Origin of the sequence: Chelativorans sp. ZYF759, assembly GCF_012911015.1 — a bacterium.
Taxonomy (GTDB): domain Bacteria; phylum Pseudomonadota; class Alphaproteobacteria; order Rhizobiales; family Rhizobiaceae; genus ZYF759.
In genome coordinates this window covers 175,125-199,384 of sequence record NZ_WVVV01000002.1, presented here as the reverse complement: position 1 = coordinate 199,384, position 24,260 = coordinate 175,125, and the positions used below count along the sequence as shown (strand labels likewise).

At 65.7% G+C, this 24,260-nt stretch carries 20 protein-coding genes and 1 riboswitch; of the genes, 8 read left to right on the top strand and 12 right to left on the bottom strand.

Annotated features, from left to right (window positions below):
* Nucleotides 1-27 precede the first annotated feature (27 nt).
* From serS to GRZ55_RS04810, 7 genes are all read left to right on the top strand, one after another.
* Complete coding sequence (gene serS / locus GRZ55_RS04840) at nt 28-1,320, top strand: serine--tRNA ligase (RefSeq protein ID WP_169285769.1); 1,293 nt, start codon at nt 28-30, stop codon at nt 1,318-1,320.
* Nucleotides 1,320-2,078, top strand: coding sequence for a 5'/3'-nucleotidase SurE (gene surE / locus GRZ55_RS04835; protein ID WP_169285768.1), 759 nt, complete (start codon nt 1,320-1,322; stop codon nt 2,076-2,078). The genes serS and surE overlap by 1 nt, the downstream gene beginning before the upstream one ends.
* Nucleotides 2,075-2,722 (top strand): protein-L-isoaspartate(D-aspartate) O-methyltransferase, encoded by a 648-nt coding sequence (locus GRZ55_RS04830; protein WP_169285767.1) that lies wholly within the window; start codon nt 2,075-2,077, stop codon nt 2,720-2,722. The genes surE and GRZ55_RS04830 overlap by 4 nt, the downstream gene beginning before the upstream one ends.
* 236 nt (nt 2,723-2,958) lie before the next feature.
* Nucleotides 2,959-4,377, top strand: a complete 1,419-nt coding sequence (locus GRZ55_RS04825; protein ID WP_169285766.1) for a peptidoglycan DD-metalloendopeptidase family protein — start codon at nt 2,959-2,961, stop codon at nt 4,375-4,377.
* 501 nt (nt 4,378-4,878) lie between these two features.
* Nucleotides 4,879-6,204 (top strand): proline--tRNA ligase, encoded by a 1,326-nt coding sequence (gene proS / locus GRZ55_RS04820; RefSeq protein ID WP_169285765.1) that lies wholly within the window; start codon nt 4,879-4,881, stop codon nt 6,202-6,204.
* Nucleotides 6,204-7,508, top strand: a complete 1,305-nt coding sequence (locus GRZ55_RS04815; protein ID WP_169285764.1) for a lipoprotein-releasing ABC transporter permease subunit — start codon at nt 6,204-6,206, stop codon at nt 7,506-7,508. The genes proS and GRZ55_RS04815 overlap by 1 nt, the downstream gene beginning before the upstream one ends.
* Nucleotides 7,508-8,191: an ABC transporter ATP-binding protein gene (locus GRZ55_RS04810; RefSeq protein WP_169286014.1), complete on the top strand. Its 684-nt coding sequence runs from the start codon at nt 7,508-7,510 to the stop codon at nt 8,189-8,191. The genes GRZ55_RS04815 and GRZ55_RS04810 overlap by 1 nt, the downstream gene beginning before the upstream one ends.
* Before the next feature lie 35 nt (nt 8,192-8,226).
* Here GRZ55_RS04810 and gcvP read toward each other — a convergent pair whose 3' ends face one another.
* From gcvP to GRZ55_RS04750, 12 genes are all read right to left on the bottom strand, one after another.
* Nucleotides 8,227-11,031, bottom strand: a complete 2,805-nt coding sequence (gcvP, locus tag GRZ55_RS04805; RefSeq protein ID WP_169285763.1) for an aminomethyl-transferring glycine dehydrogenase — start codon at nt 11,029-11,031, stop codon at nt 8,227-8,229.
* 28 nt (nt 11,032-11,059) lie between these two features.
* The gene (gene gcvH / locus GRZ55_RS04800) at nt 11,060-11,428 is read right to left on the bottom strand and encodes a glycine cleavage system protein GcvH (protein WP_169285762.1); all 369 of its coding nucleotides are present in this window, start codon (nt 11,426-11,428) and stop codon (nt 11,060-11,062) included.
* 6 nt (nt 11,429-11,434) lie between these two features.
* On the bottom strand, nt 11,435-12,535 hold the full coding sequence (gene gcvT, locus GRZ55_RS04795; protein WP_169285761.1) for a glycine cleavage system aminomethyltransferase GcvT: 1,101 nt from the start codon (nt 12,533-12,535) through the stop codon (nt 11,435-11,437).
* Nucleotides 12,536-12,682: 147 nt separating this feature from the next.
* Nucleotides 12,683-12,770: riboswitch (glycine riboswitch) on the bottom strand.
* 71 nt (nt 12,771-12,841) lie between these two features.
* Complete coding sequence (locus GRZ55_RS04790; RefSeq protein ID WP_169285760.1) at nt 12,842-13,222, bottom strand: helix-turn-helix domain-containing protein; 381 nt, start codon at nt 13,220-13,222, stop codon at nt 12,842-12,844.
* A 122-nt stretch (nt 13,223-13,344) separates the two neighbouring features.
* A complete protein-coding gene (fghA, locus tag GRZ55_RS04785; protein ID WP_169285759.1) occupies nt 13,345-14,181 on the bottom strand; it encodes an S-formylglutathione hydrolase in 837 nt (278 codons plus the stop codon).
* Nucleotides 14,178-14,573 (bottom strand): type II toxin-antitoxin system VapC family toxin, encoded by a 396-nt coding sequence (locus GRZ55_RS04780; RefSeq protein WP_169285758.1) that lies wholly within the window; start codon nt 14,571-14,573, stop codon nt 14,178-14,180. Before GRZ55_RS04780 ends, fghA begins: the two co-directional genes overlap by 4 nt.
* A gap of 424 nt (nt 14,574-14,997) precedes the next feature.
* Nucleotides 14,998-15,426, bottom strand: a complete 429-nt coding sequence (locus GRZ55_RS04775) for a hypothetical protein (RefSeq protein WP_169285757.1) — start codon at nt 15,424-15,426, stop codon at nt 14,998-15,000.
* Nucleotides 15,427-15,597: 171 nt separating this feature from the next.
* Nucleotides 15,598-16,221, bottom strand: coding sequence for a DUF1345 domain-containing protein (locus GRZ55_RS04770; protein ID WP_246734521.1), 624 nt, complete (start codon nt 16,219-16,221; stop codon nt 15,598-15,600).
* Entirely contained in the window at nt 16,218-16,688 is a 471-nt protein-coding gene (locus tag GRZ55_RS04765) for a YaiI/YqxD family protein (RefSeq protein WP_169285756.1), read from the bottom strand. Before GRZ55_RS04765 ends, GRZ55_RS04770 begins: the two co-directional genes overlap by 4 nt.
* The gene (locus tag GRZ55_RS04760; protein WP_169285755.1) at nt 16,685-17,470 is read right to left on the bottom strand and encodes a hypothetical protein; all 786 of its coding nucleotides are present in this window, start codon (nt 17,468-17,470) and stop codon (nt 16,685-16,687) included. The genes GRZ55_RS04765 and GRZ55_RS04760 overlap by 4 nt, the downstream gene beginning before the upstream one ends.
* Nucleotides 17,471-17,520: 50 nt before the next feature.
* Nucleotides 17,521-18,489, bottom strand: coding sequence for an alpha/beta fold hydrolase (locus GRZ55_RS04755; protein WP_169285754.1), 969 nt, complete (start codon nt 18,487-18,489; stop codon nt 17,521-17,523).
* A gap of 139 nt (nt 18,490-18,628) precedes the next feature.
* A complete protein-coding gene (locus tag GRZ55_RS04750) occupies nt 18,629-23,638 on the bottom strand; it encodes a hypothetical protein (protein ID WP_169285753.1) in 5,010 nt (1,669 codons plus the stop codon).
* Nucleotides 23,639-23,913: 275 nt separating this feature from the next.
* Here GRZ55_RS04750 and GRZ55_RS04745 point away from each other — a divergent pair, with 275 nt between their 5' ends.
* The gene (locus GRZ55_RS04745; RefSeq protein ID WP_169285752.1) at nt 23,914-24,243 is read left to right on the top strand and encodes an Hpt domain-containing protein; all 330 of its coding nucleotides are present in this window, start codon (nt 23,914-23,916) and stop codon (nt 24,241-24,243) included.
* Nucleotides 24,244-24,260 lie beyond the last annotated feature (17 nt).

The following is a 24,260-nucleotide window of genomic DNA, read 5'->3' as shown; positions in this document are numbered from 1 at the left end:
TGCGGCTCGCAACAGGGACGTTCGAACATGCTCGACATCAAATGGATTCGCGAAAACCCGCAGGCTCTCGCCAAGGCGCTCGAAAAGCGCGGCTGGGAAGCTTCGGCCGCGTCCGTGGAAGTCGACAAGGTGATCGCCCGCGACGATGCCCGGCGCGCCCATCTGACCGAGCTGCAGGAAAAGCAGGAACGCCGCAACGCCGCCTCCAAGGAGATCGGCAATGCGATGCGCGCGGGCGAGAGCGTCAAGGCGGAAACGCTGAAGGCCGAGATCGCCGACATCAAGTCGTTCATCCAGGCCGGCGAGGCGCGTGAGCGCGAACTCGACAAGGAACTCGAAGCGACTCTCGCCGTGCTGCCCAATCTGCCGCTTGATGACGTACCGGTCGGCCGAGACGAGAGCGACAATGTCGAGGTGCGCCGGGTCGGGCGCCGCAACGAATGGAACTGGGCCAAGGAGCATTACGAAATCGGCGAGGCGCTCGGCCAGATGGATTTCGAGCGCGCGGCGAAGCTGTCGGGCTCGCGCTTCACTGTGCTGTCGGGACAGATCGCGCGGCTGGAACGCGCGCTCGGCCAGTTCATGCTCGACCTGCACACGACCGAGCACGGCTACACGGAAGTGCAGCCGCCGCTGCTGGTGCGCGACGATGCCATGTTCGGCACGGGGCAGTTGCCGAAATTCGAGGAAGATCTGTTCCAGACCAGGGAGGGGTTCTGGCTCATCCCCACCGCCGAGGTCTCTCTAACCAACCTCGTGCGCGAGGAAATCGTCGCGCACGACACGCTGCCGCGCCGCTATACGGCGCTCACGCCGTGCTTCCGCTCGGAGGCAGGCTCGGCCGGGCGCGATACGCGCGGCATGCTGCGCCAGCACCAGTTCTACAAGGTCGAGCTGGTTTCGATTACTGATGCGGCAAGCTCGATCGACGAGCATGAGCGCATGACGGCCTGCGCGGAGGAAGTGCTGAAGCGGCTCGAGCTGCCGTTCCGCACGGTGGTGCTGTGCACCGGCGACATGGGCTTCGGCGCGCGCAAGACTTACGACATCGAGGTGTGGCTGCCGGGACAGCGCGCCTATCGCGAGATCTCGTCCTGCTCGGTCTGCGGCGATTTCCAGGCCCGGCGCATGAATGCGCGCTACCGGCCGACGGAAGGCAAGGGCGTCGAATTCGTCCACACGCTCAACGGTTCGGGCGTGGCCGTCGGGCGGGCGCTGATTGCGGTGATCGAGAACTACCAGAACCAGGACGGTTCGGTCACCATTCCGCAAGCCTTGCGCCCCTATATGGGCGGGCTGGAAACGATCGGGGCCGCCTGATGCGCATTCTCCTGACCAATGATGACGGCATCCACGCCGAGGGGCTGGAGGTGCTGGAACGCATCGCCAGAACCATCTCCGACGACGTCTGGGTCGTGGCGCCGGAGACCGATCAGTCGGGCTTTGCCCATTCGCTTTCGCTGTCCGAGCCCTTGCGCATGCGCAAGCTCGACGACCGCCACTACGCGCTGCGCGGCACACCGACCGACTGTGTCATCATGGGTGTGCGACGGCTTCTGCCGGAGCCGCCGGACCTGATCCTGTCGGGGGTGAATTCCGGCTCCAACATCGCCGACGACGTGACCTATTCCGGCACCATCGCGGGCGCCATGGAAGGCACGCTGCTGGGCGTGCGCTCGATCGCGCTCAGCCAGGCCTATACGGTCACCGAGGAAGGGCGGCAGCTGCGCTGGGACACGGCGGAAACGGTCGGCAAGGAACTGATCGCCAAGCTGGTCGGGCTGGATCTGCCGAAGGGCGTGTTCCTGAATGTCAATTTCCCCGCCATCGCACCCGGCGAGGTCAAAGGCGCGCGGGTCGCGACACAGGGCAAGCGGCTGCACGGGTTCTGGATCGACGAGCGCAAGGACGGGCGCGGCTTTCCCTATTACTGGTTGCGTTTCGGGCGCGAGGCCCAGGAGGTGCTGGACGGCACCGACATGGCCGCGCTGCGCGACGGTTTCGTGGCGGTGACCCCGCTCCATCTCGACCTCACGGCGAACGAGATGCTGGACCCTCTGGCCAAGGCACTTTCATGACGGGATCGGATCGCGAGGGATTTGCCGCCTTTCTGCTGCGCATGCGCGGGCTGGGCATCGACAGCCGCGATCTGATGACCGCTTTCGAAACCACGCCGCGGCGGAGCTTCGTGCCGACGCAGTGGCATGCCGACAGCTGGTCGCAGGGCATGCTGCCGATCGAGTGCGGCGAGGCGATCGAGGGTGTAGACCTGCAGGCGCGCGTCTTGGCCTCACTCGATCTCCAACCTGGGCAGAAGGTTCTCGAGATCGGAACGGGGTCGGGATACACCGCCGCCGTGATGAGCCGCCTGGTCGCCCGCGTCATCACGCTCGACCGCTACCGCACGCTGATAGAACTGGCCAGCCAGCGACTCGAGGTGCTGGAACTGTCCAATGTGCTCCTGCGGCAGGCGGACGGGCGCCAGGGGCTGGCCGCCGAGGGGCCGTTCGACCGCATCGTCGTTTGGGCAGCCTATGCCGAGCACCCACGGCATCTGGTCGACCAGCTATCGACGGGCGGGATCGCGGTGGCCCCCATCGGGCCGGCGGAAGGCGAGCAGGCGCTTGCGAAACTCTCCAAGGTCGGGAGCCGGTTCGAGCGCGAAGAGCTGGGTCGTGTCCGCCTGCAGCCGCTGGCCGAAGGCATGGCCGCATCAATATGAAGTCCGTTCAAGCATTTGCTTGCCATTTGCCGCAATTCGGTCGGCATCCTTAACCGTGCAGTAAGATTAACGCGCTCTAATCAACCCAAGGTAACGAGTAACTTGGGTAGGTAGCGATGCGTTCGGGTGTGGCAGGCAATCATCGGCGCCGTTTGACGCAAGGAGCGGCACTCATCATCCTCGGCGGGCTCGCCGCCGGGTGCAGTTCCGACATCACGCGGTTCCAGGATTCCATCATGACCGGCTCCTCCCGGGCGCCAGCTCAGACGGCTCCCGCGCACCAGCCGTTCCCCGGCGATGTCGATCAGACCTATACCGGCACGGTGGCCCAGCAGCCGCGGCGCGGCGGCGGCATTCTCGGTCGCGCTGGCCTCACGCCAACGCCGGCAGCCAATGTCGGCAGCCAGGCGGGAATGGCAGTGGCCGCGCCCCAGCAGCAGCACTATCCGCAGCCCGTCCAGTCAGCGCCTTCCGGGACGATCTCGGCCGGTCCGGCTCTCGCGCCGGTGTCCCGCAGCGCGCTCGATCCGTCGGTGACGGGCTCGACGCAGCAGGTCCAGCAGGCGCAGCCGCTTCCCTCATCTCCCGCGCCGCAGGCGACGCAGCCCCACCCCGGCGGCTGGTCGGCACAGGGCGGCAGCCGGGTGACCGTTCGCCAGGGCGACACGGTGGCCGCCTTGGCGAGCCGCTACAACGTGCCCGAAGACGCCCTGCGCCAAGCCAACGGCCTGTCGGGCGGCCAGCAGTTCGCCGCCGGCCAGAACATCGTCATTCCGACCTTTTCGCAGCCCGGCGGCCAGCCGCGCAACGCCAATGCGCCCCAGCCGTCGAGCCCGCAGCTACCGGAGCCGAACCAGCAGGCCGTGCTTCCGCAGCAGCCGGGACTGCAGGAGCGCCAGGGGCAGGCTTCAAGCCAGCCAGGCGACGGCGCGACTACAGGCGCGCCCGCGGCGGGCGGAACCTACAAGGTCGTCTCCGGCGATACGCTGAGTGGTATTTCACGGCGCACCGGCGTCAGCGTGGATGCGCTGAAGCAGGCCAATAATCTCGACAACGGCCTCATCCGCATCGGACAGGAGCTCCGCATTCCAGCGGGTGGCCAGGTACCGCAGCAGACGGCGCAGGCCACGCCGGCACCGTCGACGCCTGCTCCAGTGGCTTCCGCGCCCGCGGCAGGCGGGCAGCAGCAGGCCGCGACCACCACGCCTTCGGCACAATCCGCCGAGCCGCTCACCACGGGCACGATCAGTCCCCAGGAAACGGCGCCCGCGGCATCGGGTCCCTCCGGGCTCCGCTGGCCCGTGCGCGGCAGGGTGATCGCCGGCTTCGGTGATTCGATCGGGGGCAAGACCAATGACGGCATCGACATCTCGGTTCCCGAGGGCACGGCCGTGCGGGCCGCGGAGAACGGCGTCGTTATCTATGCCGGTGACGGCCTGCGCGAGTTCGGCAATACCGTGCTGATCCGTCACGATGACGGGCTCGTCACCGTCTACGGCCACAACAGCCGGCTCAATGTCTCGCGCGGCGACACTGTGCGCCGCGGCCAGGAAATCGCGCTTTCGGGAACCAGCGGCGCGGCCGACACGCCACGGCTGCATTTTGAAGTCCGCAAGGATTCGACACCGGTCGATCCCACGTCCTTCCTGGAGTAGCTGCCTCCAGGCAAGAAGAAGAAGATCGGTCCGTTTTGTCTCCAGTCCGGATCGTTTCGTTGCCCGCCCCGACAAGGGGCGGGCCTCTTCAATTATAGTGGGACTAAAGATTGGACGATGGGCCAAAAAAAATGCAAGGCGCGAGGCCTTGCAATTAAACGCGTCCGATCATTTCCGGTAAACCGGCGGCTGCGGGTAGTCGCGCCTAGATCGCATCCTCCCAAGACTTTGACCGCGTGAGGAAGACGGATTGTTTCACCGTCTTCTCGTTTTATGAGCGGACAGTAGAACATGATCGTTGCGTTTGTCACTAGGAAATTTCTCGTGATTGCCAATGGATTGTGCTGCAATGCACAATTCTTTGGCAGGATCCCGCGCGCGGGATGCACGCGACCGCTGCGAGGTCGGGTTTCCAACAAGCCTTGAAATGGCTAAGAAGCCCATGCAGAACGCCTGCACGGCAGCGATTCCAGCGCCGTCCTCTTTGTTCACGGATTTCCCATGCGGCTGTCGCGCTTCTTTCTTCCCATCCTCAAGGAAAACCCCCGCGAGGCGGAAATCGTCTCGCACCGGCTGATGCTCAGGGCAGGCATGCTCAAGCAGCAGGCGGCGGGCTCCTTCTCCTGGCTGCCGCTCGGCAAGCGAGTACTCGACAAGGTCTGTGCGATCATCCGCGAAGAGCAGAACAGGTCGGGCGCGCATGAAATACTGATGCCGACCATTCAGTCGGCGGACCTTTGGATGGAGAGCGGGCGCTACGAGGCCTATGGCAAAGAAATGCTTCGCCTCCAGGATCGGCACGAGCGCGACATGCTCTACGGGCCGACCAACGAGGAAATGGTCACCGACATCTTCCGCGCGCATGTGAAGTCCTACAAGGACCTGCCGCTGAACCTCTATCACATCCAGTGGAAGTTCCGGGACGAGGTGCGTCCGCGTTTCGGTGTGATGCGCAGCAGAGAGTTCCTGATGAAGGACGCCTATTCCTTCGACCTCGATTTCGAGGGCGCCAAGGCGGCTTACAATCGCATGTTCGTCGCCTATCTGCGCACCTTCGAGCGCATGGGTCTGAAGGCCATTCCGATGCGCGCCGAGACCGGGCCGATCGGTGGCGACCTCAGCCACGAGTTCATCATCCTGGCCGAGACCGGCGAAAGCGCTGTGTTCTGCGACCGGCACTACCTGGAACTGCCGGTGCCGGGCGAGGAGACCGATTTTTCCGACGACGCGGCGATTTCGGGGATCGTGGCGCAGTGGACGACTCCCTATGCGGCCACCGACGACATGCATGACGAGGGCGAGTGGGAGAAGGTCGGCGAGAGCGACCGGCTGGCGGCGCGCGGCATCGAGGTAGGCCACATCTTCCATTTCGGGCAGAAATACTCCGAACCGATGGGCGCCAAGGTGCTGGGACCCGACGGCAAGGAACATGCCGTGTCGATGGGATCCTACGGTATCGGCCCGTCGCGGCTGGTGGCCGGGATCATCGAGGCGAGCCATGATGAGAACGGCATCATCTGGCCGCGCTCGGTGGCGCCCTTCGATGTCGCGCTGATCAACATGAAGGCGGGCGACGACGCCTGCGACGGCCTGTGCGAACGGCTTTACGGCGAAATGGGACGCGCCGGCATCGACGTGCTGTACGACGACACCGACCAGAGGGCAGGGGGCAAATTCGCCACCGCCGACCTGATCGGGCTTCCCTACCAGATCATCGTCGGCCCACGCGGCGTCGCCGCGGGCGAAGTCGAGATCAAGAATCGCGCCACGGGCGAGCGCGAGACGGTGTCGCCCGATTCGGTCATCGCAAGGCTGGGAGTCGCCTGATGAGCACAGCGGTCGCCGAGGAAAGCGTGCCGGTACGCAAGCCGCCCGGCGCAGGTCCCTTCTCGGGCTTCGAGCGCATGGTGGCGTGGCGCTATCTGCGTTCGCGCCGCAAGGAGACGGTGATCTCGGTGATCGCCTCGATCTCATTCGTCGGCATCATGCTGGGCGTGGCCACGCTGATCATCGTCATGGCGGTGATGAACGGGTTCCGCGCCGAGCTGATGGACAGGATCCTGGGCATCAACGGCCACCTGGTGGTGCAGCCGATCGACCGTTCGTTCGAGGATTATGCAGAGGTCGCGGGGCGGCTCGAGGGCGTGCCGGGCGTGCAGCTCGCCATTCCGCTCATCGAGGGTCAGGTCTTCGCCTCAGGGCGGGTGAGTGCCGGTACGGGCGCGCTGGTGCGCGGCATCCGGGCCGAGGATCTGACGCGCCTGCCGAGCGTCTCGGAGAACATCAAACATGGATCGCTGGTGAATTTCGCGGCCGGCGAGGGCATTGCCGTGGGCTCGCGCATGGCCGAGCGGCTGGGGCTGATGCAGGGCGATCCGATCACGCTCATCGCCCCGGAAGGCGATGTGACGCCGTTCGGCACCACGCCCCGCCAGAAGACCTATCCGATCGCCGCCATCTTCGAGGTGGGCATGTCGGAAATAGACGCCGCCATCATCTACATGCCGATGGAGGAGGCGCAGCTCTATTTCAACGCCGAAGGCATCGCCCATTCGATCGAGCTCTTCGTCGACGATCCCGACGCTGTCGGCCAGATGCGGCCAGCCATCGAGGAAGCCGCCCAGCGGCAGATCATCATCAGCGACTGGCGCCAGCGCAACGCCACGTTCTTCTCCGCCCTGCAGGTGGAGCGCAACGTCATGTTCATGATCCTGACCCTGATCGTTCTGGTGGCCGCACTCAACATCATCTCGGGGCTGATCATGCTGGTGAAGGACAAGGGGCGCGACATCGCCATCCTGCGCACCATGGGGGCGACCCGCGCCGCCATCATGCGCATCTTCCTGATGACGGGGGCGGCGATCGGGGTGACCGGCACGCTTGCGGGCGTGATCCTCGGCATCATCGTGGTGCTCAATGTCGAATCGATCCGCCAGTTCTTCTCGTGGCTGTCGGGCACGCGGATCTTCGATCCGGAACTCTATTTCCTGAGCCAGCTGCCGGCCCGCATGGATGCCGGCGAGACGATTTCGGTCGTCATCATGGCGCTTGTCCTGTCCTTCTTCGCCACGCTGCTTCCGGCCTGGCGGGCGGCAAAGATCGATCCCGTCGAGGCATTGAGATACGAATGATGGCCAGCACCAGCCTGCTCGAGCTCAAGGGCATCTCCCGCCGCTATCACCAGGGCGAGCGCGAGCTCGTCATCCTCGATGCGGCCGAGGTGCATCTGCGGCGTGGCGAGACGGTGGCGCTGGTGGCGCCCTCTGGGGCGGGCAAGTCGACACTCCTGCATCTGGCGGGACTGCTGGAGCGCCCGGACGACGGCGAGATATTCCTGAACGGCCGCTCCTGCGGCGATCTGAGTGACGACGCGCGCACGGCCATCCGCCGCAACGACATCGGCTTCGTCTACCAGTTCCACCATCTCCTGCCGGAATTCACCGCGCTCGAGAACATCATGCTGCCGCAGCTCATCCGGGGGCTTTCCCCGGCCGAGGCCGGTCAGCGCGCGGCGGAGCTGCTCGACTACATGAAGATCGGCCACCGGTCCGATCACCGGCCGTCAGAGCTGTCGGGTGGTGAACAACAGCGCGTCGCCATCGCGCGCGCGGTCGCCAACGCACCGTTGCTGCTGCTCGCCGACGAGCCGACCGGCAACCTGGACCCCGAGACCGCGGCCTATGTCTTTTCCGCGCTCGAGGCGCTGGTGCGCCAGTCCGGCCTCACGGCTCTGATCGCCACCCACAATCACGAGCTGGCGGGCCGCATGGACCGCCGCATCACGATCGCGGGCGGCAAGATCGTCGACATGTGACGGCGGGCGGAGCGCAACGGCTCCGCCCGATCTCCTCAACTGGCCAAAGCCTCGATCGGCGGGCAGGCGCAGACAAGGTTGCGGTCTCCCGCGACATTGTCGATGCGCGACACCGGCGGCCAGTATTTGGACGTCGCCGCGCCATCGCCGGCCGGCAATACGGCGAGCCTGCGCGGATAGGCATGCGTCCACTCGTCTGCAACCGCTTCCTCGGCCGTATGGGGCGCGTTGACGAGGGGATTGTCGTCCTTCGGCCATTCGCCTTTGGCGACACGTTCGGTCTCCTCGGCAATGGCAATCATGGCCTCGCAGAAGCGATCGAGTTCGGCTTTGGGTTCGGATTCGGTCGGCTCCACCATCAGCGTACCGGCCACCGGCCAGGACATGGTGGGCGCGTGAAAACCGTAGTCGATGAGGCGCTTGGCGACATCCTCGACGCCGATGCCGGCCTTTTCCTTCAGCACACGCGTGTCGAGGATGCATTCATGCGCGACGCGCCCGTTGCGGCCCTTGTAGAGCACGGGGTAGTGCGCCTTGAGCTTTTCGGCGATGTAGTTGGCCGAGAGGATTGCGACCTCGGTGGCGTGTTTCAGGCCGCTTGCCCCCATCATGCGGATATACATCCAGGTGATCGGCAGGATCGAGGCGCTGCCGAGCGGTGCGGCCGCCACGGCGTGGCTGGTGCCTTGTTCGACATGGCCCGGCAGATAGGGCTGCAGATGCGACCTGACGCCGATCGGGCCGATGCCCGGTCCACCCCCGCCATGCGGGATGCAGAAGGTCTTGTGCAGGTTCATGTGGCAGACATCGGCGCCGAGGTCGCCCGGCCGTGCCAGCCCGACCATGGCGTTGAGGTTCGCCCCATCCAGATAGACCTGTCCGCCATGCGCATGGACGACGGCACAGATGTCCTTGACGCCTTCCTCGAAGACGCCGTGGGTGGAGGGATAGGTGATCATCAGCGCCGCCAGCCGCTCGGCATGCTGTTCGGCCTTGGCCTTGAGGTCGTCGATGTCGATGTCGCCTTCGTCGGTGCATCGCACGACGACGACGTCCATGCCGGCCATGGAGGCGCTGGCCGGATTGGTGCCGTGGGCGGAAGAAGGGATCAGGCAGACGGTGCGCTCGGTTTCGCCGCGCTCGCGGTGGTAGCGGCGGATGGCGAGCAGGCCGGCATATTCGCCCTGGCTGCCGGCATTGGGCTGCAGCGAGACGGCATCGAAGCCGGTGATCTCTGCCAGCCAACGCTCCAGATCGTCGGCCATCCGGCGGTAGCCCGCGGCGTGGGCGGCGGGCGCGAAGGGGTGGAGGCCGGCCACCTGAGGCCAGGAGACCGGCATCATCTCGGCGGCCGCGTTCAGTTTCATCGTGCAGGAGCCGAGCGGGATCATCGCTCGGTCGAGCGCCAGATCCTTGTCGGCGAGCCGGCGCAGGAAGCGCATCATCTCGGTTTCGGAGCGATTTTCGTGGAAGACCGGCTGGGTCATGAACGCGTCGCCACGACGGCTGCCGGGCAGTGCCGGGGTTGCCCTGGCCGGAACATCTGCACCAAAGAGTGCCGCCAGCGCGGCCAGATCGTCTTCGTTGGAGCATTCGTCGAAGGTGATCGCGACGTGGTCCTCGTCGAGGACGCGCAGAAGGCGGCCGCCTTCCTGAGCTTTCGCGGCAAGGTCCTGCGCGCCGCCCTTGGCGGCGACAGTGATCGTGTCGAAGAAGCCGCCCGGGGCGGTTGCCAGCCCGGCTTCACGCATGGCTTGCGAGAAGCGCGCGGCCAGGCCGTGGATGCGGTCGGCGACGGCCTGCAGGCCCTTCGGTCCATGCCAGATCGCGTAGGCGGCGGCCATGTTGGCCAGCAGCGCCTGCGCGGTGCAGATGTTGGAGGTCGCCTTGTCGCGGCGGATGTGCTGTTCGCGCGTCTGCAGCGCCAGGCGGTAGCCAGGGCGGCCATGCGCGTCGACCGATTGGCCGACGATGCGGCCGGGCATCAGGCGGGTCAGCTTTTCGGCCACGGCGCAATAGGCGGCATGCGGGCCGCCATAACCCATGGGCACGCCGAAACGCTGCATGGAGCCGACGGCGATATCGGCGCCCAGAGAGGCCGGTGAGTCCGAGACCGCGAGCGCCAGCGGGTCGGCGACGAAGACGACCAGGACGTCGAGTTCGCGCGCCTTGGCAATAAGACCCTTGTGGTCGACGAAGACGCCGCGGCTGTCCGGCCAGGGCACGATCAGGGCCGCCGTTTCCGCGTCAACGGTGCCGTTGCCCAGTTCGATGTCCAACGGCTCGGCGCGCGTGGCGACGACATCCATTGTCTGCGGGAGCATCTCGCCGGCAATGGAAATCTTGTGGCGCTTCTGGCGGTGATGGCGATAGGCGATCCCGACGGCCTCGGCCACCGCGCTCGCCTCGTCCAGCAGCGAGGCGGAGGCTACGGGCAGGCCGGTGAGTTCGGTGACCAGCGTCTGGAAGTGGAACAGCATCTCGAGCCGTCCCTGGCTGATCTCGGCCTGATACGGGGTGTAGGCGGTGTACCAGGCGGGGTTCTCGAACAGGTTGCGCTGGATGACGGGCGGCACCAGGCAGCCATGGTAGCCGGCGCCGATGAAGCTCTTCAGCATGGTGTTGCGGCCCATGATGTCCGAGAGCTCCGCCAGTGCGGCGTGCTCGCTGGCGGCGGCCGGCAGGTCGAGCGGGCGTTCCAGCCGGATCGATTGCGGCACGGCCTGCGAGATGAGGGTCTCCAGGGAGGTGACGCCGAGGGTGGCCAGCATCGACCTCAGGTCGTTGCGGCCAGGACCCACATGGCGGTCGCCGAATGTCAGATTCGCTTCACTCATCATCATCTCCTGTTGGAGGGTATGTTCAGGGCTATTCCAGCGTGGCCTTGTAACCGGCCTCGTCCATCAGCCCTTCGAGCTGGCTTTCGTCGGACAGCTTCATCTTCCAGAGCCAGCCCTTGTCGGTAGCCGAGGAATTGACCAGTGCGGGATCATCCGACAGCGCGTCGTTGACGGCGGTGATCTCGCCATCGACAGGGGCGTAGACGTCGGAGGCGGCCTTGACGGATTCCACCACGACGGCCGTGTCGCCCTTCGCCAGGGTCCTGCCCGTCTCCGGCAGTTCGACGAAGACAAGATCGCCAAGCTGCTCCTGGGCGTAGTCGGTAATGCCGACCGTGGCCTCGCCGCCCTCGACGCGGACCCATTCGTGATCTTCGGTGAAATACGTGGTTGCCATGTGAGCTTATCCTTTGCGGTAGCGATGCGGCGTGAAGGGCAGAGCGTGGATTTCGACCGGCAGGCGCTTGCCGCGCACATCGGCGAATATCTGGCGACCGGGCCGGCTTTCGCCCGCGACATAGCCCATGGCCACGGGAAAGCCTGCCGAGGGGCCGAAGCCGCCGGAGGTGACGCGGCCGATCTCGCGATCATCCTGGTCGAAGAGGACCGTTCCCGGGCGCACGGGCTGGCGGCCTTCGGGCTTGATGCCGACCCGCCGTTCTTCAGGGCTTCCGGCAAGCCGCTGGCGCAGGGCCTCGGCGCCGATGAACCGGCCATTCGCCCTGAGCGCCTTGGGGATCGCCCACATCAGGCCTGCTTCGAGCGGTGTGGTATCGGGTGTGATGTCCTGCCCGTGCAGGCAGAGACCGGCTTCGAGGCGAAGGCTGTCGCGGGCGGCAAGCCCGATCCAGGCGACGCGCTCGTCGGCCAGCAGTTCCGCGGCGAAGGCTTCGGCCTCCTCGGGCGGCAGGGCCACCTCGAAACCGTCCTCGCCCGTATAGCCCGAGCGGGTGGCAAACCAGCCTTCGCGCGGTTCGCGACCCTCCATGAAGGTGAGATCGGACAGGTCGAGTCCGGCCTCCTTCAACACGTCTTCGGCGGCAGGGCCCTGGAGGGCGAGGAAGACGCGGTCGAGCGGCTTCAATGTCCAGGCCAGATCGACGCGGACCAGCTCGAGATGGCGCTGGTCAATCTCGGCATTGCCGGCATTGGCGACAACCATGAAGCGGTCGGCGCCGAGTCTCGTGACGATCAGATCGTCGATGATGCCGGCATGATCGTTCAGGAAGAAGGTGTATTTCGACTGTCCCTCGCCAAGGGCCTCGGGATCGAACGGACAGGCGGTCGCCAGCGCCGAAGCAGCGCCCGGGCCCGAGACCAGAAACAGCTTCATGTGGGAGATGTCGAAAAGGCCAGCCTTTTCGCGGGTGTGAAGATGCTCCTTCATCACACCGTCGGGATAGGTGAGCGGCATGGACCAGCCGGCAAAGGCTCCGAAGCGGGCGCCGGCCCGGCGATGCATCGCATCGAGAGGAAGTGTCTTCAGTTCGCCCGTTTGCGCCATGTGGCCTCCAGAGTCGCACGCGACCGCGCGAGCGGTCGTTGGTCGTGCCCCTCTGTCTGAAGCCTGAGAGACTCGCGCCCCGGAACCCTGTCGGCAGCGCTTACACCTTCGGCGCGGGGATGCGTCCCCGACTTTCCAGAGCGTCTTGTCCGTCTCACGGTTCTTCTTGCCTGAGAGATTTCGGGCGATTTCCCCTTCGGCGGCAGCACAGGCTGCTCTCTCCCGCGAGATGGCAGGGCATTCGCGCCCTCGACGAGTCGGACGCTAGCCCAAGCGCGACGACTTGTCACCTGCGCTGATCGGCAATCAGCGGTCCGCGAGCGATCCGAGTTCGATCTCGAACTGGCTGATGATCTCGCCCATCTCCGCATGGAGCTGCTTCATGCGGTCCAATTGGGATTCGAGCGCACGCACGGCCTCGGGCCGCGTGTCCTCGACCGGGGCGGTGCCCACGCCGTGCAGGATCCAGGACGGGCTGACATTCAGCACGCCGGCCAGCATGCTGAGCCGGTTGGCGCGGGGCTGGGAGCGATCGGTCTCCCATGCGCTGATTGTCGATGTCTGCACGCCGAGGCGGCGCGCCAGTTGGGCGGCGGACAGGCCGAGCGCATCGCGGGCACGCGAAAGCCGCCCGCCCATCGTGTCGAGATCGGGACTGCCGGAATAGATCGTGGCGGTGTCGGGCATATTTTCTCCCCCTTCATTCCGTTCGCGAAGACGGGCGCGCAATCTGGCCGCGCACGCGTCGTGGCTGAAGCATGGGCGTCCGGGACCGGGCTTTCAACCGCCCGATGGCGATTTGGGTCCGACTAGCGTTTCAGGCGCTCGGCGTGCCAGCGCAGATGGTCTTCCATGAAGGAGGAAATGAAGAAGTAGGAATGGTCATAACCTTCCTGCATTCTCAGAGTCAGGGCGATGCCGGTATCCTTGCAGGCTGCTTCGAACAGCCAGGGTCTCAGACCCTCGTCCAGGAAGCCGTCGGCGGTGCCCTGGTCGATCAGGAATTCAGGGAACCGCGCACCGTCCTCGACCAAGGCGCACGCATCGTGCCGGCGCCAGGTGGCCTGGTCGGGGCCGAGATAGCGTTCGAAGGCGCCCTTCGACCAACCGGCGGTCATCGGGTTGACGATGGGGGCAAAGGCCGAGCAGGCCTTGAAACGGTCGGGATGGAGAAGCGCGATCGTCATGGCGCCATGGCCGCCCATGGAATGTCCGAAGATCGACTGACGGTTCATGTCGGCCGGGAAGTGCGCGCCGATCAGCTTCGGCAGCTCTTCCGTCACGTAGGAGTACATGCGGTAGTTCTTGTCGTAGGGCGACTGGGTGGCATCGACATAAAAGCCCGCACCCTTGCCGAACTGCCAGTTGTCCTTTTCGTCCGGCACATCATCGCCGCGCGGGCTGGTGTCGGGACAGACGACGATTACCCCGAGTTCGGCGGCCCAGCGCCGGTACTCGCCCTTTTCCATCACATTGGCATGGGTGCAGGTGAGACCGGACAGATACCAGACCACGGGGCAGGGGCCATGCTCCGCCTGAGGCGGGACGAAGACGGCGAAGGTCATGTCGCAGCCGCAGGCATCGGAGGCGTGGGAATAGACACCCTGGGTGCCGCCATGGGATTTTGCGGTGGAGATGGTTTTCATGAATCAGGCTCGATCAGTTCTGTTGGGATGAGAAGTTGCTGGGCGAGGGCGGCCATGCGGCGGTCGGCGGTCGCCAGCGGCGCGCGCCTCTCAAGGGCGAGGTAGAGGCAGGCGTAAACCGGATGGCGGTGCGCGACCGCCAGTTTTACGGCCTGCGCCATAATGGTTTCATCAGGGACCGTATGGACGATTGAATGTATCTGGCGGATGGCCGCATTGATCTGCTCTGCAGTCATTCCGCCGCTGATTGCATACTTCCACAAGGCGTTGGCCGTCTCCGTCAGGATCAGCGCGGGCCCACTGAGATCTCTTCCGGCGAGCACCGAGCGTGCCTGTTCGGTCAGCGCATGATTGACGAGGACCGGCACGGCGGCACTGGCGTCAACAATCATTCATCAGTTCCCCGGGCGTGGCCCAGAACGCGATCGGCTCGCTCTTCCCTGTCGCGCCTGATTTCCCCGACGATATCGAAGTCGTCCACTCTTCTTGTTTCCGACCGCAGGATATCGATCTGGCGCCAAGCCTCCTCGCGATCCGGTTGAGCCTTCTCCGCGATCGCCTCGCGCGCGCCAGCTGTTCGGCTGACTTGCCGTCCGCCTTGGCAGGTTCCCGGAAGCGCCTGAGGACGTCCTCGGGGATATTCCTGATCAAGATGCTGGCGATGGGAACACCTCGGTTGATATCAGTCTGATATCACCGCAGGCCTGGTGGCGCAAACCACGGGGGCTTGGCGCGCGTGGCGGAGCGCTGGCGGCCTCATCGAGGTCGTCGGCGTGGCGCCGGACCGAGAGAAGGTGCGGCGCCACGCGGGAAGACCTAGTCCTGTCGCTTGAAGGTGGTGGCCGCGATGACGGTCGAGTCACCCGAATGGGAATAGATCAGGTGCATGGTGTCCTCGTCGGCGAGGTCACCCTCCATGTATCCATCGACGTCCCTGGCGACGATCGACTTGTTGTCGAAGCCGATCACACCCAGAATGGCCTCGTTGCCCTGCGGCGACGAAACCGTTCCCCAGAAGCGTCTTCCATCCTGGCCTTCGATCGCGATCGTGAATGCCACCTCGCTCAAGCGGGGCTCGGCGTCGCCGTCGGCGTGATGGAGGGCGCTGCCCATCAGCACGGTCTCGCTGCTGCCGACCCAGTTCCCCTTGAGATCCGGCATTGCCGCCGCGTCCTGCGCGGTGGCTGTGCCCAACGGTGCCATGAAGGCGAGCGTCATGGCCAGTGCTGCGTAAAAATGCTTCATGAAGGTGTTCCTCTGGCGAAGTCGGAGCAACCGCTCGTCACCGTCGCCATGCGGGGAAGCGCGGCCCAAAGGCTAATCACCCGGCGCTGCAGGAGTCCAGCTTTACACTCGTCAAACGTTCATGAGTGTCGTGAGTCTTCGCCCAGAAGTGGAGACGGCGTCGGTGGGCAATCAATTGCCCAGGGCGACAGCCGCGTTGACGGCTGCCGCCACCAAGACGGTGTTGAAAAAGAACGAAACGATGGCATGAACTGTGGCGACCGCGCGAATTTCGGATGAATTGATCGACACGTCGGACGTCTGGGCAGTCATGCCGATCACGAACGCGAAATAGACGAATTCGGTCGGCCCGGGTTCCTCTGTCCTGGGGAATTCGATCTTTGCCGTCTTGTCGGCGTCCTGCCAGTAAAGATGAGCGTAATGTGCTGCCGCCATCACGTGGATGGCCGCCCAGCCCAGGGGTACGGCGCAGAACGCGAGCACCAGAATACCGGCTCCCGGCGTGTCGCGCGCATTGATAACGATGAAGAGGGCGGCAAGTGCTGTCCCCACGGCACCTATGGTGATCAAGAAGATGACCCATGCGGGTTCATCGTTGTCTCCGGCCGCCCTGCCTCGCTGCCCGCCGGGGTGACCGAACATCCGTGAAAGCGCCAAGGCGAGATAGGTCGCGAAGAAGGCATTCGACGCAATGATCGAGACCATCAGCGGCGCGACCCAGACTGCCGAGATAGTCGAAACTGCAGCGGCACCGGCCGCGAGGTAGAATGGCAGGTGGCGGTTGCCCGCGGTCAAGGGGCGACCGTCTTCCTGGCGATCCGGACGGCCTGATCCAGTGCCGAAAGGAAAGCCGAGCGGTCGCGATGCGTAAAGCCGGGATTGTAGCCCTTGATCTCGCCGCTCTCGCGAAGATGCTGTTTCAGATCGCGCATCGCGACGGCCATTCCGATGGATTCCACGGTAAATGGCCTTCCCGTGGGGCCGAGCGTATGAACATTTTTTTCCACCAGCCGTGCGGCGAGCGGCACGTCGGCCGTCACCGCTATGTCGTTTGGCCGTGCATGCTCGACGATCCAGTCATCCGCGGCATCCGCGCCCTGGGGCACGACGACGTTCCGGATCATGGGGTCGCGCGAGGGACGCAGGCCGCCATTGGCCACGAAAGTCACGACCAGGTCATGGCGCTCCGCGACGCGGACGATCTCGTCCTTGACCGGGCAGGCATCGGCGTCGACGAAGATCGAGGGTTTCGTTTCCGTCATTGCGTCAGATGGCACCGGATCAGTTCGGCGCCACCGGGCTGGCCGTCGTAGGAAATGCGAAGCGTGTCGAAATCCGGCATGGCGAAGGAGATATTGCGCTCTTCCGCATCACCTTCGGCCATACACTCGGCGTTGACCTGCGCGCTGCCTTCCTCGACCTGGGCGGCCTGGAAGTTGCAGACGCTCTCATACCGGCGGATGGTGGTCGGCGTGATGACGGCGAAGATCTCGACAGGTTCCTGGTCGATGCGGGCACAGGCCGCGGGCGTCTCGGCCCACACCCCGACATAATCCGGACCGACGCCCGCCTGGACGGCGCGGGCCGCGGCGCTGGTGTCGGCATTGAGGTTCTCTTCCGGCGGCAGCGCGGCATCGGCGTCTTCGCGCACAACACGCTCTCCGGACATCTCGGCGATCCGCTGCTCCAGCAGTTCCACGCCATGCTGCAAGTCTTCGGCAGCCCGGCGCACGATCTCGTCGACGGACTGGCCGATGCGGTCGGCGACCTCGCCGGCCTGTTCCAGGAGAGGGCCCGGGTTCCGGAAGGCCTCCTCGGCGCGTTCGCGCGCCTCGCCGGCCAGGCGTTCGGCCTCGGTGGCTAGTCGGCCGGCACCCTCGCGGACCCGGTCCATGGTGTCCGGCTGGTTCTGGTCATCGGGACTGGTGCTCTCGGAAGTGGACGGACCGGATTCCGTCACGATCGTCGGGTCCTCGCCACAACCGGCAAGAACGAGTAGGGCGGTGGCGGCAACGCCGCTGGCGATCAATCTGCGGTAGGACATCTCAATGCTCCTGCAATGCGCGATAACGCAATGCGTGCGTCAAGGTTCATTCACTCACCCAAGCCGGCGAGAAAAGCCGACAGAGCGCTCTCATAGGCCTGCGGATCGGCCTTGAACGACAGGATATGATCCGCCTCCGTGCGAAGATACTCGGTCGGGTGGGCGCGGTTGGCCACGAGGTGGTCGCTGGAGGCAACCGGCACCAGCCGGTCATTTGCCCCGTGCGACAGGAAGAGCGGGCCGGGAAACGCAATGAAGTCCGGGATTGTGTAGGCCTGGGCGAGGTCCACGCCCGTGCGCTGCCCGAACAGGACAAAGCCGCCGCGTGCGATGATACCGGCGAACGGGATGCCCTCGCGGTCGATCTGGGCCGCCACGAGGCCCGGAAAATCCAGGGCCGGCGCATCGAGCACAACGGCCGACACGCGTGTGGCAAGCCGCGAACGGCGCAGGAACTGGCCCGCAATCGCGCCGCCCATCGATTCTGCCACAAGCACCACCGACGACGCGCCGTGATCGACGGCATGCTCGACCGCCGATTCCAGATCTCGCCACTCGGTCAGGCCGAAAGCGTAGATGCCTTCGGAAGAGGGCGGGGCGCCCTCGTCATTGCGGTAGGAGATCAGCATGACCGGCAATTCCGCCCGATGCAGGACCGGGAGGAAGCGGTAGCCATTCTCGCGACGTCCGCCGATGCCATGAACGAAGATCGCCCAGGGCCGGTCCTGCATCGCTCCGGATTGCGGCGGGACCAGCCAGGCCGGCATGTCGCCCAGATCCGAGCCGAGGCGCACGGTGCGGAACTCGTAGCCGAAGGCCTGACCGGGATCGCCGGCAAAACCGATATCGGACGGCGCCTCTGGAGCAGGCCAGCCGGTCCCCTGGGCCGTCGGACCGCCAACTGCAAGGGAAGCCTGGAGGAAACGTGCGGACTGCCAACTTCCATAGAAGAAGAAAGCCGCGGCCGCGAGCACGAGCGCCACGGTCAAACCCGCCACGATACCGATCGCGCCCTTCACCCAAAACCTCCCGAAATCCCCGAAATCCAACGGCGCAGTCTAGGCCGCCGGGGCCGAAGAGGCCAGTGCCCGGCGGGGGACTGCACATAAAGAAGCGGGAGCGTTGCCGCTCCCGCCAAATGCATGCCTTCGGCCGAGCCTATTGCAGGCGGCCACTGGCATGCGCCAGCATCGTGTAGACCTTGCCGGTGTCCGACGACAGATATGTCTGGGCCATCATGTTGTCGCGGTCACTGGCCGTCACGTCGTTGAGCAGCTTCTCGAAATCCTGACAATAACGGTCGACGGCGGCACGGAACTCGCCATCTGCCTGATATTTGCGGCGGATCTCGTCGAAGGTCTGCTGACCCTTGAGCGTGTAAAGCCGGCGGGTGAAGACGTTGCGCTCGCCGCGGCGATATCTGTCCCACAGCTCGATCGAGGCATCGTGGTCGATCGCCCGGGCGATGTCGACCGACAGCGAATTGAGCGATTCGACAAGATGGAGGCGTGAACGCTCGCCCACGGTCGGGCCGGCCTTCGGAGCCGGCGCCGCTTCGTCTTCACGCGAGGCACCGCGCAGAAGGTCGCGGACCCAGCCGCGGCCCTGTGGCTGGTCTGCCGCCGAGGCCTGCCGCGGCTCCGGCTGGGAGGCCGGCGCATAGGTCGCCGCAGGCCGCGATGCTGCCGCAGGCCGCGACGCCGCGGCGGGACGTTCCATCGTGGTGGCGCGGGCGGCAGGCTGCGGGGCCTGGGGCGCGGAACCGCGCACCGGTGCGGCAGGCTGTGCCGAAGGGGTGGAGACGTCGAAGGCGCGTCCCGATTTCGCAACGATATCAGCCAGTTCCTTCAAGGCGTTGATCTGCTCGCTGACCGCGTTGCGCATGGCGGAAGTGGATTCGCGGGTTTCCTCCGGCAGCGCCGTAACGCCACGCTTCAGCTCGCTGCGGGTTTCTTCCAGCTCGGAACGGATCGTGGCGGCGGTGCGGCGGATTTCGTCCGTCGCATCCGAGAACTTCTTGCCGGCCGCCTCGACGACCTCGCCAACGGCGACGCGCAGCTGTTCGGTAGCGCCCAGCGTCCGGCCCTCGGCCTTCTCCAGCGTCTTCTCGATGATGTTCTCGAAGGAGCGCATCGCGCGTTCGATCTCCTCCGACTTCTTCAGCAGCCCGCTCGACAGACTCTCGATCGCTTCCTTGCGCTCCTCGAGGGTGGAGGTGAGGTTGTTCTGCGCCGAACCGAGAAGATCGCTGGCGTTCTGCAGCATCTTGCCGTGCTCGCTGAAGCTGTGGGCGATCGCGCCCACGTCGCTCAGGGTCTTGGACGAGAGGGTCGACAGCTTCGTCGTGTTGGTGTCGATCAGGCGCGAGGAAGCCTCGAAGCTGCTCGTCGCTCTTTCCGCGGTTTCCGAGAAGTTCTGCGCGGACCGGGCCAGGTTCTGATCGAGGGTCGCCAGGTTCATGACGGCGCCGTCGACGAGGTCGGCGAGCTTCGTGCTGGACTGGTCGAGCTGGCCGGTCAGTTCCTTCACGCTCGCGGCAAGGGCGGCATTCTGGCTGCTGAGGCGGCGCGTGGCCTCCGCGGTCGTCGTCTCGACGACCTCTCCCAGCTGCGCGGCCGAACCGCTGAGCTGCTCGTTCATCTCGCGAACGCTGCGGGTAAGCGCGTGGCGCGCCTGCTCGAGTTCGCTCACGGTGGCGGATGTGCGGTCGCCCAGCATGTCCACCAGGACGTTGCTCTCCTGGCTGAGACGCTCGATGGCCTGATGCGTCGTGGTCTCGATCCTCTGCTGGAGTTCCTGCCCGCTGCTGGCAAACCGGTCGGCCAGCGGACGTGCGGTCTCGTCAAGGATACGTGTGATCTCCGTCGAACGGGCCGACAACATCTCGCCAAGCTGGCGGGTGGTGGACTCGATGGCCTGGGTGGCTTCACCCGTGCGCCGGCCGATGTGCTGGTTCACGGCGGAGAAGGTTTCGGCGATCACGTTGGCGCGCTCGATGAGCTGGGCCTCCGTGCGGCCGACCTGCTCGGTGAGGCGGTCGCCAATGGCTTCCGCGCCCTGGCCCAGCCGCTCGGCCGCGACGGCGATCTCGCTGTCGATACGCGCGGTCAGCTGTTCGGCGCTGCGCGCCAGCTTGTTGTCGGCCGCCAGGAAGGTCTCGGCGATGTCGCCGCTGCGGGCGTCGATGCTGCGTGCGGCTTCCTGGATGCTCTCGCGAAGCGCGCCCGTTGCCTGCAAGGCTTCCTGAAGCCGCGAGGTGGTGCCATCGATCGACAGGATGGCCTCTTGGCTGCCCTGTTCGATCTGCTGGTTGATGGCCGCGAAGGTGCGGGCGATCGCATCGGCGCGTTCGGTGAGGCGCATTTCGGTGCCGGCGACCTGCTCGTCGATCTTCTGGCCGACGGCGGCCGCGCCGCGGTCGAGGCGGCTTTCCACGCTTTCGAGGGCCTCGAGTATCTGCTGGGCCCTGGCGTCGAGTTCGGCCGAACTCTGATGGGTACGCTGGATGATGCGCTGGTCGGCATCCTCGAAGACCCGCGCGATGTCCTGGGCACGCTGGCCCAGGCGCATGTCGGTGTCCTTGAAGGAATCCGCGACGTCGCCGATGCGGCTCGTGAGCATTTCGGCCGTGGCCTCGGCACGCGCTGCGATACGCTCCTCGGCGGTGGTGAAGACATTCACGATCTCGTCGGCGCGCGATGCCAGGATGGCGCCCGTCTCGCCCATGCGGTTCTTGAGCGTTTCCGCCGTGGCTTCGGTGCGGGCCGCGATGCGCTCATCGGCCGATGCGAAGACGTTGACGATCTCGTCGGCGCGGGAGGCCAGGACAACACCCGTCTCATCGACACGCGATGCCAGCGTGCGGTCGGCTTCCTCGAAGACGAGCCGGATCTGATCCGCGCGCTCGGCGAGCACCTGCTCGACGCTACCCATGCTCTGGCCGATGCGGCGGTCGACATTGCCCATGGCCGCCTCGGCTTCCTCGCCGAGTGCCGCCGTGGCTTCCAAAACCTTGTCGCGCAGCGAACCGGCGATGACGACGGCGCTGTTCTCGAGTGTCTTGCGGACACTGTCGACGCCCATCTCCAAGGCACGGCGCATGGAATCGGTGCGCTCCTCGATGATGCCGGTCTGCGCGCCGAAGGCCTGATCGATACGGGCGACGTCGTCGGCGATCGACCGCGACAGTTCCGCCTGGCGGGCGGTCAACCCCTCGACATGATCCTTGAGGGTGGCGTCGAGATCGGCGCGCGTGGTCGCGAGCCGTTCCAGATCGTCCTGCAGCGCGGCGGAAAGACCGGTGCGGCCTTCCCTCAGCTTGTCCATCTGGACGGCGAGAATGTTCTCCACCTCGGCCCGCGTTTCGGCGAGCATGCCCAGATCGGAACGGAGTTCGTCGGCGATGCGGGTGCGGCTCTGGGCGATCTGCTCGATCTGCCCCGCAACGGATTCGTCGACGCCGGCGCGGGCTTCCGCCAGGAGGCGAAGGTCGGTCTCGAGGGCTTCGGAGATCGAGGCGCGGCCGCTGGCCAGGCCGTCCCGGAAATCGGCGGCGCGGGCGGCCAGCATGTCGGAGGTCGAGGTGACGAGCTCGGCCAGTTCCGAGCCGATCTTGGCCTTGCCTTCCTCGATCAGGGCGCTGATGTCGCTGCGCCCGTCATTGAAGGTCTGGGCGATCTCGCGGGCCCTGACGAGCAATGTCTCATTGATCTGACGCGAGCGCGCTTCGAGGGCGGTGTTGAGCTTCTCGGCACCCTTCTCGAGCAGTTCGGCCCGGGTCTCGAAGTCCTGGATCAGGGCCTGGCCACGGGTCTTCAGCGTCTCTTCCATCTCGCCGATGCGCACGCCGAACTGGTCGGTCATGGAGCGGCCGGCGTCGCCAATGATCGACACGAGGTCACTCGTGCGGGTGTCGAGCATGCCGGTGAGCGACTGCATCGCCTCGTCGGTGGAGGCGCCAAGCCGCGCGATGCGCGAGTCGAGCAGGTTGGCGATCGCTTCGCCCGACGTCTGAAGACGATCGGGAAGGGATTCAAGCCGCTGATCGATGGCGGAGCTGATCGCACTGCCGCTTTCGTTCATCCGTTCGACCAGCGCACTGCCGGACACGTCGATGGTCTGGCTCAGCTCGGTGGTGATGTCGGAGATGTTGCGACGGACCATGCTGCTGGCCGCGTCGAGTTCTTCCTTGAGTGTCTCGTGCGCGCCGGAAATGGAGGCGCGGACACGCTCTGCATGGTTGATGACGGCCTCGCGCTCGGCGCCGAGACCGTCGACGAGGGTGCGGATGCGCCCCTCGTTCTGGGAATAGGCGCGCTCGAGCTCGCTGACCTCGGTGTGGACCAGGGTCTCCAGCTCGACGGCGCGTGCCAGCGTGCGCTCAATGCCCTCGTTCATGGCCTGAAGCTCGCGGCGAACCGCCTGACCGACGGTCATGACGCGGTCCTGCGACATGGATTCGGGCTCTGCCAGGCGGAAGGCGATCTCGCTCATCGAGCGGGCTGCAAGCTTCATCTCGTTGGCGCGACGCACCATGACGGCGAAGCCCCAGAACAGGAGAACCGGCACGAGCGTGACCACCGCCACGACGAGCGCCTGGGGCATGGCCATCAGTTCGGGGACGGACGAGATCTGCCAGATCTGCGGGCCGTAGAGCTGGTTGGCGATGGCGAGGCCGGCACTGACCCAGCCGATGCTGAGCAACGCCACGATCCAGTAGACGGTTCTCGGCGTGTGGCGCGACAGCGAGCGCTGGAAGGCGCGGTATTCGTTGTGACGATCGTCATTGGCAGGCGACAGGGCCGGCGAGGCCGCAGAGGGACGCGGGTGCACGGGGCGCAGTTCGGCCTGCGATTGACCGCCATCGTCGAGGGGATCGTTGGCAGCCTTGGTGGGCTTGGGTTTTGGCTGTTCCTTGGGCGCGCTCGGCGCGGCGCGGGAGGGCTGGGCTGCCTGAGGAGCTGCCGCGGCCACCGGCGGGACGGCATCGCGGTCGCGCGCGAGTTCTTCCGCGGCTTCGGAGATCTGCCGCTCGAAATCCTCCATGGAGGCGGCGATGTCGAGCCCGGCAGGGGCCTGATCCTTCGCCAGTTCGAGTTCGAGTGCGTCCTCAAGGTCGAGCGCGACCTCGTGGTCGATGTCGGTGGAACTTGCCGTGTTACGCGCCATGCCGCCTATACCCTGTACATGTTTCGCGGTCCGCCATGTTTGGCCCCTCGTGACCGCGCTATTGAGGCTACTCTACGCCCACACTCATGGTAGCTTTACCGGCTGCCGATTGGAACACGCATTCTCGCGCATTCCTAAAAGTTTAAACATAGGGTTAACGGCCGGTGGCATTTGAGGAAATTTCTTTGGGGCCTGTTCGTGAATCGTCTTTCCCGGGTGTGTCGCGCGACGCTATCCTAGCCCCAGCCGGCCCGCCCGTGACGGAAAGTTGCCAGATGTCCACAACCAAGCATGACACAGCTTCGCCCATCGACCGAGAGCACCTTAACCGTGCCACGCTCGGCGACAGGGATTTGCAACGCGAACTCCTGGCCATGTTCCAGACGCAGATCGCGGAAGCCCGCCTGAGGCTGGCGGCCGCCGACGCGACCGAACGCGGGCAGATCGCCCACGCGGTCAAGGGCGCCGCGAGAGGACTGGGGGCGTTCGAAATCGGCGACTGCGCCGCCGGCATCGAACGCCAGCCCGCCGAGGACACGCTGATCGGCAGATTCGGCGTTCTGGCCGACCGGATCGACGCGGCAATCCGGTCGATGTCGGACTGACGGCGAGGGCGGCCTTT